Origin of the sequence: Kitasatospora sp. NPDC057015, assembly GCF_042673745.1 — a bacterium.
Lineage (GTDB): Bacteria > Actinomycetota > Actinomycetes > Streptomycetales > Streptomycetaceae > Kitasatospora.
Genome location: NZ_JBHUSG010000021.1, coordinates 53,295 through 69,423, shown reverse-complemented (window position 1 = coordinate 69,423; position 16,129 = coordinate 53,295). Strand labels below are relative to the sequence as shown.

Below are 16,129 nucleotides of genomic sequence, written 5' to 3'. Positions count from 1 at the left end.
GTCCGTATCACCTGCGCGAATATCTGCCGACCGGCGGATACCTGCGCTCCCCGGTGGATAGGCTGGAGGGGTCGCGGCCGGTCCGCGCGGGGACATCGGAAGGGGACGTCATGCCGACACCAGCCCGGGGTCGTCAGGCCACGCTGGACCAGGGTGGCCCTGGCCCGTTCGGATCCCTGCAACACGCCCTCAGACTGCTGGAGGCGGTCGACCGGCACCCCGGTGGCGTCACCACCACCGGGCTCGCCCGCGAGACCTCGCTGCCGCCGGCGGAGGTCCGCCGGCTGACGGAGTTCCTGGAGACCGAGGGCTACCTGCAGTACCAGGAGGAGGCGTGGGTGCTCGGCGGCACCTTCGCGCTGCTCGGCCAGTACAACCGCGAGCAGCTGGTGCGGGTCCGCCTGAACCACAAACTCGCCGAACTGCGGGACGAGTTGGGCGCGGCCGTCTACTTCAGCCGCTACCACGACGGAGAGCTGTCGGTCGAGGCGGTCTCCGCCGCCGACCACGCCCCCGCGGTCCAGGAGTGGGTGGACTTCCGGGCCACCGCGCACGCCAGCGCGATCGGCAAGTGCCTGCTCAGCCAGCTGGACCACGACTCCCGCCGCGACCACCTGGCGCGCCACCCGGTGGCCCGCCTGACCTCGCGGACCGTCGTCGACGCCGACCAGCTGATGCACCGGCTGGAGCGCCAGCCGGCCACCGTGCCCGTCCTGGACATCCAGGAGTACGCGCTCGGCACGGTCTGCGCGGCCGTCCCGATCACCGCGGGGAGCACGGTCGGCTGCCTGGCGACCTCGATGCCGGTCGACAACGTCCACCGCCTCAAGGCCGCCGCCGAACTGCTCGCCCACCGCGCCGCTCCGCTGATGCTGGCGATGGCCGTCTGAGCGTCACCCGGCCGTCCGGGCCCCTCCGGTAGGGCCGGCCGGACCGGCCCGGGCCGGGGCCCGGGCCGGACACGTCGTCCGCCCGGGCCCCGGCGCTTCCGCCGGCCCCGCGCGCTGTCCAGCGGCCCACCCGCTGCCGGTCCGCTCCCGCGCGCTGTCCAGCGGCCCACCCGCTGCCGGTCCGCTCCCGCGCGCTCCGCTCGTGCGCCGGTTCGCGCCCGCTCGCGCCCCGGGGCCACGCGCCGACCGTCGTCCTCCGCTCGGGCCCAGGCCGCCCGGCGGCCGTCACTCCGGCGTGTGAAGTCCCGTGCGTTCGCCGCGCGGGCGGCCGCCGGGTGGCTAGGGTCGCGCTGACACGTCATCACCGACGGTCGGGGGAGGGCGGAGTGGAGGAGCAGCCATGAGAGCGACCAGCCCGGCCGGCCGCGCGGCGATCCTCGCGCTGCTCGTCGGGTTCAGCGCCGCCTGGTCGGTGGCGGCGCCGCTGGCACCCGGGGCGGCCGCGGTGGCCAAGGGCTGCGCGGTGGGGCCGACCGGTGGCGGCGCCCGGTCCGCGGGGGCCCGGCCGGAGGTGAGCGCCGGCCTGTGGCCGGGCGGCGTCGTCCCGTACCGGATCGACCCGGCGGCGAAGTCGCTCGGCAAGGTGCTGCACCGGGCGATGCACGAGATCGAGAGCAACTCCTGCGTCCGCTTCGTCCGGGCCGAGCAGCAGCGGGACTGGATCCACTTCGTCCGGGGCGAGGGCTGCTACTCCTACGTGGGGGTGATCGGCGGCCGGCAGAACTTCTCCCTCGGCGAGGGCTGCGACTGGCACGGGACGGTCCTGCACGAGCTGATGCACGCCCTCGGGTTCTTCCACGAGCACATGCGCGGCGACCGGGACCGCTACCTGGTGCTCCACCTGGAGAACGTCGAGCCCTCGCTGGTCGCGCAGTTCGGCAAGGTGGCGACGGAGAACGAGGCCACCCTGGGCCCCTTCGACTACGACTCGATCATGATCTACGGCTCCAAGTCCTTCAGCAGCCACGGCCGGCCGACCATGTCCCGGCCGGACGGTGGGCCGCTCGTCGACCCCTATGCGAGGGCCGGGCTGAGCAGGGGGGACATCGGCAAGCTCCACCGGCGCTACCCGCCGGCCTGACCTGGGCCGCCGCCGCGCGGCCGGGCCGCCGCCCGTCACGGGCCGCCGCCGCGCGGGGGCGGCGGCCGGCCCGCCGCGCCGGCGGCCGAGAATGGTGTCCGGGTGGGCCGAGCAGTCGACGGCCCGACCCGACCGGCCCGTCGGCCCGATCGGCGGGCCGGGTGCCCGACCGTCCGGCCCGACCCCTGGAGCATCCCTTGTCCCATCCCACGTACGCGGACGTCGAGGCGGCCGCCGGGCGGATCGCGGGCATCACCCGCACCGCCCCGGTGGTGTCCGCCGGCCCGGCCAGCCCCGGTGGCGGCGAGGTGTTCCTCGCCCTCGACTTCGTGCAGCACAGCGGCAGCTTCAAGGACCGCGGCGCCGCGAACTTCGTCGCCGCCCACCGTGCGGACGGCAGCCTGCCCGCGGCCGGGGTGGTGATCGCCTCGGGCGGCAACGCCGGGCTGGCCTGCGCCTGGGCGGCCAGGGCCCAGGGCGTGCGGGCCACGGTGTTCCTGCCCGCGACGGCGCCGGCCGTCAAGATCCGCAAGCTGCGGGCGCTGGAGGCGGACGTCCGGCTGGTGGGCAGCGAGTACGCGGAGGCGCTGGAGGCCTCCCGCCGGTTCGCCGCCGAGACGGGCGCACTGGCCTCGCACGCCTACGACGACCCGTACATCGCGGCGGGGGCTGGCACCCTGCTGCCCGAGATCCTGGCCGCGGTGCCCGGTCTGGACACGGTGGTGGTGGCGGTGGGCGGCGGCGGACTGTTCACCGGTCTGGCCGTCGCGGCGGCGCGGCACGGGGTGCGGGTGGTCGCGGTCGAGCCGGCCACCTGCCGTGCGCTGAACGCCGCCATCGAGGCGGGCGCGCCGGTGGACGTGCCGGTGGACTCCGTCGCGGCGGACTCGCTCGGCGCCCGCCGGGTCTCGGAGATGGCCCTGCACTGGGCCCGGCAGGTCCGGGCCAGCTCCGTGCTGGTGGCGGACAGCGCCATCACCGAGGCGCGCCAGGGCCTCTGGGACGGCCACCGCCTGGCCGTCGAGCACGGCGGGGCCACCGCGCTGGCCGCCCTGCGCAGCGGGGTGTACCGCCCGGAGCCGGGGGAGCGGGTCGCCGTGGTCCTCTGCGGGGCGAACACCGACCCGGCCTCGCTGGCCTAGGGTCCGCCCGGCGGAGCCGGCGGACGGGCCCCGGTTCCTCGGGTTCGATCCCGCTCGGCGGAGCCGGCGCGCCGTCGTGCCGCTCCGCCGGGTTTGAGCCCGGCCCCGCCCTCGAAGGATCAGGGCGGCGGCACGTCGTTCTTATTAGACTCGATGTCGATAAGAGTGGTCGAAACCCTTGTCGCCCGCTCTACCCGCGAGTAAGTTGCCCAGAGTCGAGCCGCCACCCGCAGGTCAGGAGGGCCCTTCCATGCCCCGCGCCACCTCCACCACCCCGGCCGCCCGCCGGGCCGCCCCGCCCACCGTCCACGAGAACCTCGTCCTCGAACCCCGGGACGTCCGCTTCGACTGGTCCGAGCTGCCGCTGCACTGGATCCCCGACGAGCCGATGGCCACCCACACCATCAACGTGCTGCACCTGCTGCTGCCCGAGGGCGAACGCTGGTTCGTCAAGGTGTTCAAGGAGGCGCTGCCGCTGATCACCGACGAGCAGCTGCGCGAGGAGGTGCTCGGCTTCATCGGCCAGGAGTCCATCCACGCCGAGGCCCACCAGGAGGTGCTGGACCACCTGCTGGCCCAGGGCCTCGACCCGCGCCCGTACGTCCGCCAGATCGGCTGGCTCTTCCAGCGGGTCCTCGGCGAGCGCAGCGGGCTGAACCCCCGTCAGCGGCGCGAGAACGTCATCGAGCGGGTGGCCTTCGTCGCCGCCATCGAGCACTTCACCGCCTTCCTGGGCGACTGGGCGCTCAACTCCCCGGGCCTGGACCGCGCCAAGGCCGACCCGACGATGCTCGACCTGCTGCGCTGGCACGGCGCCGAGGAGGTCGAGCACCGCAGCGTGGCGTACGACCTGATGGTCCACCTCGACCCGGGCTACCTGCGCCGGGTCCGCGGCATGGCGGTCTCCGGGCCGCTGCTCGTCCACCTCTGGGTGCGCGGCGTACGGTTCCTGCTCGCCGCCGACCCGACCCTGGAGGGCCGGATCCGCCCGACCTGGCGCGAGGCCCGGCAGATCGCGAACCGCGGCATGCTGCCCGACCCCCTCAAGTCGCTGCGCTCCGGCCTGCGGTACCTCAGGCGCGGCTACCACCCCACCCAGGAGGGCTCCTCCAGCCAGGCGCTCAGCTACCTGGCCGGCTCCCCGGCCGCCCGCGCCGCCGCCCACCACTGACCCGCAGCCAGCAGCCAGGAGAGCCGACCCGGATGGACCTCAGCACCCCGCCCCCGGACCTGTACGGGCGCCCGCGCGCCGACCGCTTCATGCAGCGCGTCACCGCCTTCGGCGACCGGTACACCCCCGCCCTGGGCAGCCCGCTGCTGCGCCGCAACCCGCGCCGCCCGCCGACCCGCCCCACCCCGCCGCTGCGCCTCGCCGTCACCGGCCACCGGACGGTCGCCGACGGCGTCGTCGAACTGCGGCTCGGCGAGCCGGGCGGCGACGAACTGCCGCCCTGGCAGCCCGGCGCGCACCTGCGGCTGCTGCTGCCCTCCGGCCGCGAGCGGCACTACTCGCTCTGCGGGGACCCGGCCGACCGCACGGTCTACCGGATCGCCGTGCGCAGGATCCCCGGCGGTGGCGGCGGTTCGGCCGAGATCCACGACGACCTCGGCCCCGGCACCCGCCTGACGGTGCGCCGGCCCCGCAACGGCTTCGCGTTCTGCGCCGAGCCGAGCGTGCTGCTGCTGGCCGGCGGCATCGGCGTCACCCCGCTGCTGCCGATGGCCCGGGAGGCGCAGCGCCTCGGCCTGGACTGGCGACTGGTGCACACCGGTCGCAGCGTCGCCGCGATGCCCTTCACGGACGAGCTGCTCGCCCTCGACCCGAGCCGGGTGGAGATCCTCGACGACGAGCGCCACGGCGTGCCCACCGGCGCCGGACTGCTCGCCCGGGCCCGTCCGGGCGCCGCCGTGTACTGCTGCGGACCGGCGCCGATGCTGGCCGCCGTGCAGGACGCACTGGAGGCGTCGCCCGCCCGCGCCCTGCACTTCGAACGCTTCGGCGCGGCCCCCGTGACGGACGGCCGGCCCTTCACCCTCCGGCTCGGCGCGGACGGCCCGCCGCTGGACGTCCCGGCCGACCGCTCGGCGCTGGACGTCGCGCTGGAGGCCCGCCCCGACCTGCCGTACTCCTGCCACCAGGGCTTCTGCGGCACCTGCCGGGTCCGGGTGCTGTCCGGCACCCCCGAGCACCGCGACCGCCGCCTCACCGCCGAGGAGCGCGCCGCCGGCGCCCTGCTGCCGTGCGTCTCGCGCGCGGCCGAGGGCGAGACCCTCGTCCTGGACGTGTAGCGCACCCCGGGGCCGCGCCGCCCACCGCGCGGCCCACCACGCGGCCCCGGGGCAGTCCGCGCCGCCCAAGGCCCCCGACGGCCCCGAAGGAGCCCGTATGGCCACCGCCCCCCTGCCCGCCTTCCCCTTCACCGAGGCCGACCTCGGCCGGTTCCGGGAGACCCAGCAACTCGCCTACCACTGCGCCGAACAGGTCGCCGCCTGGATCGAACCCGGCGTCACCGAGCGCCAGGCCACCGCCGAGCTGCGCCGCTGCCTGGTCGCCGCCGGCGTCGAGGACTTCTTCCACGTCCCGTTCGCCTGGTTCGGCGACCGCACCGCCTTCCGGCACTTCCACACCCCGCTGCAGTTCTTCGCCGGCGGCCGCAAGCTCCAGGAGGGCATGCCGTACGTGCTGGACTGCGCGCCCGTGGTCGACGGCTACACCGCCGACATCGGCTACGGCGGCCGGGTCGGCGAGAACCCGCTCTGGGACCGCCTCGCCGCCGACCTGCGGGTCTACCGCGAGCTGATCCTGCGCGAGGTGAAGGCCCGCAAACCGCTGGACGAGGTCTACGCGGCCGTGGACGCGCAGATCGCCGCGCACGGCTACGACAACCGCCACCGGGTCTACCCGGGCCGGGTGATCGGCCACCAGGTCACCCGGACCACCGCCCGCGGACCGGCCGGCGTGAACCTGTTCGGCTTCGGGGTGCGTACACTCCAGACGCTCGGCCGCGAGCTGATCAGCGAACGCATGCACGGCCGCTCCCCGCTCTGGGCGGACGGCCGGGCCTCCCGGCACGCGCCCACGCCGGGCCTGTGGGCGGTGGAGCCGCACATCGGGTTCCGCGACGTCGGCATCAAGTTCGAGGAGCTGCTGGTGGTCACCGAGGACGACGCGTACTGGCTCGACGACGACCTGCCGCACGTGCGGCGCTGGAGCACCACTGCCGAGGAGGCCTCCCGATGACCCCCCGCCGCCGCACCGTGCACTCCGCCGACGGACTGCCGCTCGCCGTCTTCGAGCAGGGCGACCCGGCCGCGCCGACCGTCCTGATGGTGCACGGCTACCCCGACACCCACGCCGTCTGGGACGACGTCGCCGCGGACCTCGCCGCCGACCACCACGTGGTGCGCTACGACGTCCGCGGCGCGGGAGCCTCCGGGGTGCCGGCCGGCCGGGACGGCTACCGCCTGGCCCGCCTCGCCGCCGACCTGTTCGCGGTCGCCGACGCGGTCAGCCCCGACCGCCCGGTGCACGTGCTCGCCCACGACTGGGGCTCGCTGCAGTCCTGGGAGGCCGTCACCGAGCCCGGCGCCGAGCGGCGGATCGCCTCGTACACCACGCTGTCCGGCCCGTGCCTGGACCACATGGGCTTCTGGCTGCGCGCCCGGTTCCGCCGGCCCACCCCGAGGCACCTGCGGCAGCTGCTCTCGCAGGGCCTGCACTCCTGGTACATCACCGCGTTCCACCTGCCGGTGCTCGCCCCCGCCACCTGGCGGTTCGGGCTGGCCCGGGCGTGGCCGCGGGTGCTGCGCGACCTGGAGGGCGTCACCCCGCGCCCCGGCCACCCGCAGCCGACGCTGCGCCAGGACGCCGTGCGCGGGATCGAGTTGTACCGGGCCAACATGCGCCCCACCCTGCGCGAGCCCCGCGAGCGGCCCACCGAGGTCCCCGTCCAGCTGGTCACCCTGACCCGGGACCGCTACGTCGGGGTCGCGCTCTCGGAGGGCCTGGAACGCTGGGTGCCGAACCTGACCAGGCGCTCGCTGAACGCCTCGCACTGGTCCGCACTGCTGGAGAAGGGGTCCGTCGTGGCCGGTCTGGTCCGTGAGTTCACCGCCCGCACCGGGGCCGGGCAGAAGGCCGGGCCGCCCGAGGACGGCCGGCTCGTCGTCGTCACCGGCGCCGGCAGCGGCATCGGGCGGGCCACCGCGCTGGCCTTCGCCGAGCAGGGCTCCCGGGTGGTGGTCTGCGACCTGGACCTCGAAGCCGCCACCCGCACCGCCGAACTCGCCTCGCTGATCGGCCCGCCCGCCCACGCCTACCGGGTGGACGTCAGCGACGGCGCCGCCGTCGACGCCTTCGCCAAGCAGGTGGCCGCCGACCACGGGGTGCCGGACGTGCTGGTCAACAACGCCGGGATCGGCCACTCCGGCACCTTCCTGCAGACCACCGAGCAGGAGTGGCAGCGCGTCCTGGACGTCAACCTGTGGGGCGTCATCCACGGCTGCCGCGCCTTCGGCACCCTGATGACCGAGCGCGGCGAGGGCGGCCACATCGTCAACCTCGCCTCGGCCGCCGCCTACCTGCCGTCCAAGCTGCTGGCCGCGTACGCCACCAGCAAGGCCGCGGTGCTGATGCTCTCGGACTGCCTGCGCGCCGAACTCGCCCCGGCCGGCATCGGCGTCAGCGCGATCTGCCCCGGCATCGTGAACACCAACATCACCCGCACCACCACCTTCTCCGGCGTCACCGCCGACCAGCAGGCCGCCAAGCAGCAGCGCGCCTCCAGGCTCTACGCCCGCCGCGGCTTCCCGCCCGAGAAGGTCGCGGCCGAGATCGTCCGGGCCGTGCGCACCGGCAAGCCGGTCGTCCCGGTCACCTTCGAGGCCAAGGCCGCCCGCCTGCTCGGCCGCCTCTCACCCGGGCTGCTGCGGCTGGCGGCCCGGCTGAACGTGGGCTGATCGGTCGGGCCGGGAGCCGGGCAGTGGCGGGATACGGGTCCTGGACCGGCCGGCCGAGGGCGGGCTGCCCGCCCTCACTGGACCGGTCGACGGTTCGCCGGCGTCGCGGTGCTGCACTACGACGGCGACTACGACATGATCACGGCCGCCACGGGGCAGCCCGCCGATGGGCCGTGCCCGCGGGTACGGCCGACTGAGATCGCCGGCCCGGCGCGTGTCAGGGCGGGCTCGCCGGCCGGTCGTCTGTTACTCCTGATGGGCACTGTCAGCACGCCCGAAGGAGACCCCCATGGCCACCGGCACCGTGACGTCGTACGAGGCGGGCCACGCCTACGGCCTGATCACCCCCGACGACGGGGGGCCGGACGTGACCGTCTACTACGACTCCGTCATCCGTGAGCTCGCCGACGAGCCGGGTGTCGACCAGCACGGCCGGGTGCTGACGGTCGGCCAGCGGGTGAGCTACGAGGCGGCGCAGGAGGAGGGCCGGACCGTCGCCGAGCGGGTCCGGCTGCTCTGAGCCTGCGGCGGCCCCGGGGCCGGTACTGGCCCGCCCGGGGACTGATCGCGCACATCACCGGGCCCAGCCCGACCGGGTGGTTCGTCACGGACGTGTGGGAGTCCCAGGAGGCGTTCGAGCGGTTCGGCGAGGTGCTGATGCCGATCCTGCGGGCGGTCGGCTACCCGCAGTTCCCGGCGCTGGTGCTGCCCGCCCACAACGTCGTCCTGTCCTGAGGCACCCGGGCACGCCGCCGGCCCGGACCCGCGGTGGGCGGATCCGGGCCGGTGGCGTGCCCGGCGGGCGGTTCAGGCGGGCGGTTCAGGCCGCGTGCGAGCGGGCCTTCTCCTCCTGCGCGCGGGCCAGGTCGTGGTGGATCGGGCCGTCGCCGGCCGAGAGCGGCAGGCAGCTGCCGCCGCGGCGGTGGGCGACGATCTCGGCGGCGACCGAGACGGCGGTCTCCTCGGGGGTGCGGGCACCGAGGTCCAGGCCGATCGGCGAGCGCAGCCGCGCGATCTCGGCGTCGGTCAGGCCGACCTCGCGCAGCCGGGCGTTGCGGTCGCGGTGGGTGCGGCGCGAGCCCATCGCGCCGACGAAGCCGACCGGCAGCCGCAGCGCGCGCTCCAGCAGCGGGATGTCGAACTTGGCGTCGTGGGTGAGCACGCACAGCACGGTGCGGCCGTCGATCCGGTCGAGCTGGGAGTCCAGGTATCGGTGTGGCCAGTCCACCACGACCTCGTCCGCGTCGGGGAAGCGGCGGGCGGTGGCGAAGACCGGGCGGGCGTCGCAGACGGTGACGTGGTAGCCCAGGAACTTGCCGATCCGCACCACGGCGGCGGCGAAGTCGATGGCCCCGAAGACCAGCATCCGGGGCGCGGGGACGTACGACTCGACGAAGAAGGTGACGGTGCCCAGCTCCTCCTCGTCGCAGGGGCGCCCGTCCAGGCCGAGGACGACCTTGCCGGTTCGGCCCGCGTCCAGCATGGCCCGGGCCTCGGCGACCGCCGCGCGCTCCAGGGCGCCGGTGGTGGTGGGGGCGGGGGAGAGCGCGCCGTGGTGGCTGTCGGCGGTGACCGTGACGGTGGCGCCGACCAGCGCGGCCGGCCCCTCGATCACCCGGGCGAGGGCGACCGGGGTGCCGGAGGCGATGTAGGTGATCCCCGCGTCGAGGGCGGCGTCGGCGCCGGGGGTGATCGGCTGGACGAAGACGTCCAGGACGCCGCCGCAGGTCAGGCCGACCGCGAAGGCGTCCTCGTCGCTGTACCCGAAACGCTCCAGCACCGGCCGCCCGCTGGTGACGGCCTCCTGGCAGAGCTCGTACACGGCGCCCTCGACGCATCCGCCGGACACGCTGCCGACGGCCTCGCCGTCCGCGTCGACGGCCAGCGCGGCCCCCGGGTCGCGCGGTGCGCTGCCGGAGACGCCGACGACCGTGGCCACGGCGAAGGTGCGCCCGGACGCGTGCCAGGCCTGCAGCTGCTCGGCGATGTCTTGCATGTCGGGGGCTCCTTACGCGATGCGGAGGGGGCGTGTGGGTGAGCCGCCGGGCGGGAACCGTGGTCCCCGCCCGGCGGCGGTGGCGCTAGTGGACGCCGAGCAGTTCCTTGACCGGACCGAGCGCGAAGTAGACCACGAAGACGGCGGTCAGGATCCACATCAGCGGGCCGGGCTCGCGCCACTTGCCGGTGCCGGTCTTGATGGCGACGTAGGAGATGACGCCCGCGGCGACACCGGCGGTGATGTTGTACGTGAACGGCATCAGGACGCAGGTGAGGAAGGCCGGGATGGCGACCTCGCGGTCCGACCAGTCGATGTGCCTGGCCTGGCTCATCATCATCGAGCCGATGACGACCAGCGCGGCGGAGGCGACCTCGACCGGCACGATGCCGGCGATCGGGGAGAAGAAGAGCATCAGGGCGAAGAAGCTGCCGGTGACCAGCGAGGCGAGGCCGGTCCGGGCGCCGTCGCCGACACCGGTGGCGGACTCGACGAACACCGTCTGACCGCCCGCACCGGCCACGCCGCCGACCGCGCCGCCGGCGCCGTCGATGAACAGGGCCTTGGACAGGCCGGGCATCCGGCCCTGGCGGTCGGCGAGTCCGGCCTCGGTGCCGACGCCGATGATGGTGGCCATCGCGTCGAAGAAGCCGGCCAGCACGAGGGTGAAGACCGCGACCGAGGCGCTGATCGCGCCCATGCCCTGGCCGCCGAAGGCGCCGAACAGGTCGATGTCGCCGAAGAGGCCGAAGTTCGGTGCGGCGACCGGGCTGCCGGGCCACTCGGGGACGGAGCTGCTCCAGGTGTGCTCCGGGAGGTTCACCGTCGCGTTGACGATGAAGGCCACCACGGTGCCGCCGGCGATGCCGAGCAGGATCGCGCCGCGCACGTTGCGGGCCAGCAGGATGAAGATCGCGACCAGGGTGACCGAGAAGATCAGGACGGGCCAGCCGGCCAGTTCACCGGCCGGGCCGAGCGAGACGGGCGGGCCGTACGGGTCCGGGCCGTGGTGGATGAAGCCGGACTTCACCAGGCCGATCAGCGCGACGAAGAGGCCGATGCCGATGGTGATCGCGTGCTTGAGCGGCAGCGGGATGCCGTTCATGATCTTCTCGCGGAGGCCGGAGACGACCAGCAGCACGATCATCAGGCCGTAGATCACGCAGAGGCCGAAGGCCTGCGGCCAGGTGGTGTGCGGCGCGACGATGGTGGACAGCGCGCCGGAGACCGAGAGGCCGGCGGCGAGGGCCAGCGGGACGTTGCCGACCACGCCCATCAGGATGGTGGTGACGGCGGCGGCCAGCGCGGTGGCGGTGGTCAGCTGCGCGTGGTCCAGGTGCATGCCGTTCTTGTCGGCACCGCCGAGCAGGATCGGGTTCAGCAGCAGGATGTAGGCCATCGCCATGAAGGTGGTGAGACCGCCGCGGAGCTCGTTCCCGAAGGTCGAGCCCCGGGCCGATATCTTGAAGTAGGCGTCCATGGCGTTCTTCGGCTGGGCTGCCGGGGGCGGCGTGGTGGCGTCGCTCTCGGCGGGTCTTGCTTCAGTGGTACCTGGCTCCGTCGGGATCCGGGTCATGTCCACTCCCAAGGTTCATAGGGGGTTGGGGTGGGCGAGCCGACCTGGTGACCAGTCAGAGCTGGTGCAGGGGGACTGTTCGACTCACTGTGCGCACTCTGTGGCAGTGCCTGCGGTGCGTTGGTGCCCCGGCCGGAGGCCGGGGAGGTGGTGCGCACCGCTGCAGAACCCCGGCGTGGGAGAGGCAGCGGGAGAATGCGTTCGCTTTGCTTCGGGTGGTGCATGGCGTTGCTCTTCGGTGCCGGCCGGCGCCGTGGGGTGCCGGGTGGTGCTGCCCCGGGGCGGCGGGGAAGACGGTCGCCGCCCCGGGGAGGTTTCGGTCCGGGGCTAGAGCGTCCCGGTGATGTGCTCGGGCCGGACGGGGATCCGGTTGAGCGCCTTGCCGGTCGCCTGGCGGATCGCCGCGACGATGGACGGCGTGGCCGATACGGTCGGGGCCTCGCCGACGCCCCGCAGCCCGTACGGGGCGTGGGGGTCGGGGAGCTCCAGGACGTCGACCGGGATCGGCGGGGTGTCCAGGATGGTGGGGATCAGGTAGTCGGTGAAGGACGCGTTGCGCACCTTCCCGTCCTTGACGATGATCTCCTCCATCACGGCCAGGCCCAGGGCCTGGGTGCAGCCGCCCTGGATCTGCCCGACCACGGACAGCGGGTTGAGCGCCTTGCCGACGTCCTGGGCGGCGGTCAGCTCGACGACCTTGACCAGGCCCAGCTCGACGTCCACGTCGACCACCGCGCGGTTGGCGCAGAAGGTGTACTGGACGTGGCCGAAGCCCTGCCCGGTCACCTTGTCGAAGGGGACGGTCGGGCGGTGGTGGTGCTCGCGGGTGAGGTCGATCGCCTCGTCCCCGAGCAGGTCCACCATCGAGATCAGCGTGCCGCCCGACTCGGAGACCACCTTGCCGCCGACCAGCGTGATGTCGGTCCGGGTCCAGCCGTAGCGCCGGCGGCCCTTCTCGATCAGCGCGGCCTTCACGGCCTCGGCCGCGTACTTCACCGCGCCGCCGGTCATGTAGGTCTGCCGCGAGGCGGAGGTGGAGCCGGCCGAGCCGACCTCGGTGTTCGCCGGGTGGATGGTGACCTGCTCGACGCCGAGCTCGGTGCGGGCGATCTGGGCGTGCACGGTGACGCCGCCCTGGCCGACCTCGGCCATCGCGGTGTGCACCATGGCGACCGGCTCGCCGCCGATGACCTCCAGGCGGACCCGGGCGGTGGAGTAGTCGTCGAAGCCCTCGGAGAAGCCGACGTTCTTGATGCCGACCGAGTAGCCGATGCCGCGGACGATGCCCTCGCCGTGCGAGGTGTTGGACAGCGCGCCGGGCACGGTGCGGATGTCCAGGTTCTCCAGGTCGAGCGGCGGCGGCAGCGGCATGTCCTTGACCCGCTGGAGCAGCTCGGCGACCGGGGCCGGCGAGTCGATCTGCTGGCCGGTGGGCATGTAGTCGCCCTCGGACATGGCGTTCAGCTGGCGCAGCTCCACCGGGTCCATGCCCAGCTCGGCGGCGAGCCGGTCCATCTGGGTCTCGTACCCGAAGGCGGCCTGCACCGCGCCGAAGCCGCGCATCGCACCGCAGCTCGGGTTGTTGCTGTAGAGCGCGATGGCGTGCATCTTGACGTTCGGGATCACGTACGGGCCGTGGCCGAGCGAGGCGGCGTTGCCGACCACCGCAGGGGAGGCCGAGGCGTACGCGCCGCCGTCCAGCACGATCCGGCAGTCGGCGTAGACCAGCTTGCCGTCACGGGTCGCGCCGTGCTCGTAGTGCATCCTCGCCGGGTGGCGGTGCACGTGGCCGAAGAAGGACTCGTCGCGGGCGTAGACGATCTTGACGGGCTTGCCGGTGCGCTGCGCCAGCAGCGAGGCGTGGATCTGCATCGAGAGGTCCTCGCGGCCGCCGAAGGCGCCGCCGACGCCCGCCAGGGTGAGGCGGACCTTCTCCTCCGGCAGGCCCAGCACGGGGGCCATCTGCTGGCGGTCCACGTGCAGCCACTGGGTGGCCACGTAGAGGTCGATGCCGCCGTCCTCGGCGGGTACGGCCAGGCCGGACTCGGGGCCGAGGAAGGCCTGGTCCTGCATGCCGACCTCGTAGTCACCGCTGACGACGACGTCGGCCATCGCCCGGACCTCGTCGGTCACGCCGAGGCCCGAGACCAGCCGCTGCTCGTGGCAGATGTTGTCGTAGCCGTGCGACTTGAACTCGTGCGGCTCGTGCACGTAGCCGTAGGTCTGCGGGTCGAGGCACATCTCCTCGGTGGTGATCGGGGTGAGCACCTCGTACTCGACCTTGATCTTCTTCACCGCGCGGCGGGCCGTCTCCGGGTGGTCGGCCGCTACCAGCGCGATCGCCTCACCGTGGTAGCGCACCTTGTCGATGGCCAGCGCCGGCTGGTCCTGGATCTCCAGGCCGTAGAACTTGGTGCCCGGGATGTCCTCGTGGGTCAGCACGGCGTACACGCCGGGGACCTTCAGCGCCTCGGAGACGTCCACCGAGAGGATGTTCGCGCGGGGGTGCGGCGAGCGCAGCGCCATGCCCCAGAGCATGTCCTCGTGCCACATGTCGGACGAGTAGGCGAACTCGCCCTTGACCTTGAGGGTGCCGTCCGGGCGCAGCGGCGAGCCGCCGATGCCGTCCTTGGAGGCCTGCCGGATGTCCTGCAGGTTCTTCTGACCCTGGATGGTGCGGGTGCTCATTCGGAAGCCGCCTTCGCGCACGTGCGGGCGGAAGCGAGCCGCACCGCGTCCATGATCTTCTCGTAGCCGGTGCAGCGGCACAGGTTGCCCGAGAGGGCCTCGCGGATGTCGTTGTCGCTCGGCTGGGCGTCCTGCGCCAGCAGGGCGTCGGTCTGCACCAGCAGACCGGGGGTGCAGAAACCGCACTGCACGGCGCCGGCGTCGATGAACGCCTGCTGGACCAGGCCCAGCTCGCCGCTCTCGTCGGCCAGGCCCTCGACGGTGCGGACCTCGCGGCCCTGCACCTGCCCGGCCGCGACCAGACACGAACAGACCGGGGTGCCGTCCAGGTAGACCGTGCAGGAGCCGCACTCGCCCTGCTCGCAGGCGTTCTTGGAGCCGGGCAGGCCGACCCGCTCGCGCAGCACGTAGAGGAGGCTCTCGCCCTCCCAGACGTCGTCCGCCTCCACGGGCTTGCCGTTGGCGGTGAAAGTGACCCTCATGCCGCGCTCCTGATCTGCTTGCTGTAGTCGTTCCACGTCCAGGTGAGGGTGCGCCGTGCCATCACGGCCAGCGAGTGCCGGCGGTAGTCGGCGGTACCGCGGACGTCGTCGATCGGGGAGGCCGCGGCCTTCACCAGCTCGCCGAACCGCTGGGTCACCTCGGCGCCCAGCAGGTCGCCCGACTCCCACAGGCCGCGCTCGGCGAGCACGCCCTGCAGGTACTCCTCGGCCTCCACGGCGCGCCGCGGCGTGGGGGCGGCCGAGCCGATCCCGGTGCCGACGGTGCCGTTCTTCGGGTGGAGGGCGAAGCCGAAGGCGCAGACCGCGATGACCATCGCGTTGCGGGTGCCGATCTTCGAGAACTGCTGCGGGCCGTCCGCCACCGGGATGTGGACGCGGCGGATCAGCTCGTCCTGCTCCATGGAGTTCCGCTTCACGCCGACGTAGAAGTCGTCGATCGCGATCAGCCGGGTGCCCCGGGCGTGCGAGGCGACCTCGACGAAGACGTCCCGGCCGGCCGCCAGCAGCGCGGGGTGCGCGTCCCCGGCGGGGGACGCCCCGCCGAGGTTGCCGCCGACACCGCCGCGGTTGCGGATCTGCGGCGAGCCGACGGTGTGGGACGCCAGCGCGAGGCCGGGGAGCGGCCCCGACAGCTCGTTGATGATCCGGGTGTACGGCACCGAGGCACCGAGCCTGACCACGTCTCCCGTGATCTCCCATTCGGTGAGCTCGGTGATGCGGTTGAGGTCGAGAATCGCGGATGGCCGGTGCACGTCGAAGTTCATCTCGACCATGACGTCCGTACCGCCCGAGATGGGCAGCGCGGTCGGGTACTCAGCCTTCGCCGCGAGTGCCTCGTCCCAGGTAGCGGGCCGAAGGAACTCCATGCGGGTGTCTCCTCAAGTCGTTGCCAGCTCGAACAACTGGGCACTGTGCCCGAGATCCCGCGGGAACCCGCCCAGTCGGACGCGTCCACCCGGGTCTCGAAACCCCTGGTGTGTCGGACCTTGCTACCGTCTCGTTGCCGAAGCGTTGAGTCCTGGTCACCGGGGTGTGTCCGGCGGCGTGTGGCCAGTGAACCGCCGACGGACCACCCGAAGGCAGTCACCGATGGCATGAAGCCCTTGCCGTACTGCCGCCCGGCATCCTGTACGTTCCTCTAAGGCGGACAATCGCCCAGTCCAGCGCGCGCACGGCCGCCATCTACGACCGTAATCCGGCCGTGATTGCGAAGCTACGGGCCCGTGACCCGGGC

General features: G+C 73.7%; 14 protein-coding genes. 9 read left to right on the top strand and 5 right to left on the bottom strand.

From position 1 onward, the window contains the following. Positions 1-110: 110 nt before the first annotated feature. The 9 genes from ACFTWP_RS20915 (at position 111) to ACFTWP_RS20875 (ending at position 8,867) form a co-directional block, all read left to right on the top strand. Positions 111-890 (top strand): IclR family transcriptional regulator, encoded by a 780-nt coding sequence (locus ACFTWP_RS20915; protein ID WP_380266116.1) that lies wholly within the window; start codon positions 111-113, stop codon positions 888-890. Positions 891-1,290: 400 nt separating this feature from the next. Further along, entirely contained in the window at positions 1,291-2,031 is a 741-nt protein-coding gene (locus ACFTWP_RS20910; RefSeq protein ID WP_380266115.1) for a M12 family metallopeptidase, read from the top strand. Between the two features lie 197 nt (positions 2,032-2,228). After that, positions 2,229-3,173, top strand: a complete 945-nt coding sequence (locus ACFTWP_RS20905) for a threonine/serine dehydratase (protein WP_380266114.1) — start codon at positions 2,229-2,231, stop codon at positions 3,171-3,173. 250 nt (positions 3,174-3,423) lie between these two features. Next, complete coding sequence (locus ACFTWP_RS20900; RefSeq protein ID WP_380266113.1) at positions 3,424-4,344, top strand: metal-dependent hydrolase; 921 nt, start codon at positions 3,424-3,426, stop codon at positions 4,342-4,344. Between the two features lie 32 nt (positions 4,345-4,376). Further along, positions 4,377-5,462, top strand: coding sequence for a PDR/VanB family oxidoreductase (locus ACFTWP_RS20895; RefSeq protein WP_380266112.1), 1,086 nt, complete (start codon positions 4,377-4,379; stop codon positions 5,460-5,462). Positions 5,463-5,559: 97 nt separating this feature from the next. Continuing rightward, the gene (locus ACFTWP_RS20890; RefSeq protein ID WP_380266111.1) at positions 5,560-6,414 is read left to right on the top strand and encodes a M24 family metallopeptidase; all 855 of its coding nucleotides are present in this window, start codon (positions 5,560-5,562) and stop codon (positions 6,412-6,414) included. Beyond that, the gene (locus ACFTWP_RS20885) at positions 6,411-8,132 is read left to right on the top strand and encodes an SDR family oxidoreductase (protein WP_380266110.1); all 1,722 of its coding nucleotides are present in this window, start codon (positions 6,411-6,413) and stop codon (positions 8,130-8,132) included. Before ACFTWP_RS20890 ends, ACFTWP_RS20885 begins: the two co-directional genes overlap by 4 nt. Before the next feature lie 289 nt (positions 8,133-8,421). Further along, a complete protein-coding gene (locus ACFTWP_RS20880; RefSeq protein ID WP_380266109.1) occupies positions 8,422-8,652 on the top strand; it encodes a cold-shock protein in 231 nt (76 codons plus the stop codon). Between the two features lie 92 nt (positions 8,653-8,744). Next, positions 8,745-8,867, top strand: a complete 123-nt coding sequence (locus ACFTWP_RS20875) for a hypothetical protein (RefSeq protein WP_380266108.1) — start codon at positions 8,745-8,747, stop codon at positions 8,865-8,867. An 85-nt stretch (positions 8,868-8,952) separates the two neighbouring features. Here the strand turns inward: ACFTWP_RS20875 and ACFTWP_RS20870 are convergent, their stop codons facing one another. From ACFTWP_RS20870 to ACFTWP_RS20850, 5 genes are all read right to left on the bottom strand, one after another. Further along, entirely contained in the window at positions 8,953-10,128 is a 1,176-nt protein-coding gene (locus ACFTWP_RS20870; RefSeq protein ID WP_380266107.1) for an XdhC family protein, read from the bottom strand. A gap of 85 nt (positions 10,129-10,213) precedes the next feature. Then, positions 10,214-11,704 carry an NCS2 family permease gene (locus ACFTWP_RS20865; protein ID WP_380266106.1) on the bottom strand — a complete coding sequence of 497 codons (1,491 nt, stop codon included), beginning with the start codon at positions 11,702-11,704 and terminating at the stop codon, positions 10,214-10,216. A 327-nt stretch (positions 11,705-12,031) separates the two neighbouring features. Next, a complete protein-coding gene (pucD, locus tag ACFTWP_RS20860; protein ID WP_380266105.1) occupies positions 12,032-14,392 on the bottom strand; it encodes a xanthine dehydrogenase subunit D in 2,361 nt (786 codons plus the stop codon). Continuing rightward, entirely contained in the window at positions 14,389-14,874 is a 486-nt protein-coding gene (locus ACFTWP_RS20855) for a (2Fe-2S)-binding protein (protein ID WP_380266104.1), read from the bottom strand. Before ACFTWP_RS20855 ends, pucD begins: the two co-directional genes overlap by 4 nt. Then, positions 14,871-15,761 (bottom strand): FAD binding domain-containing protein, encoded by an 891-nt coding sequence (locus ACFTWP_RS20850; RefSeq protein ID WP_380266103.1) that lies wholly within the window; start codon positions 15,759-15,761, stop codon positions 14,871-14,873. Before ACFTWP_RS20850 ends, ACFTWP_RS20855 begins: the two co-directional genes overlap by 4 nt. Between the last annotated feature and the right edge of the window lie 368 nt (positions 15,762-16,129).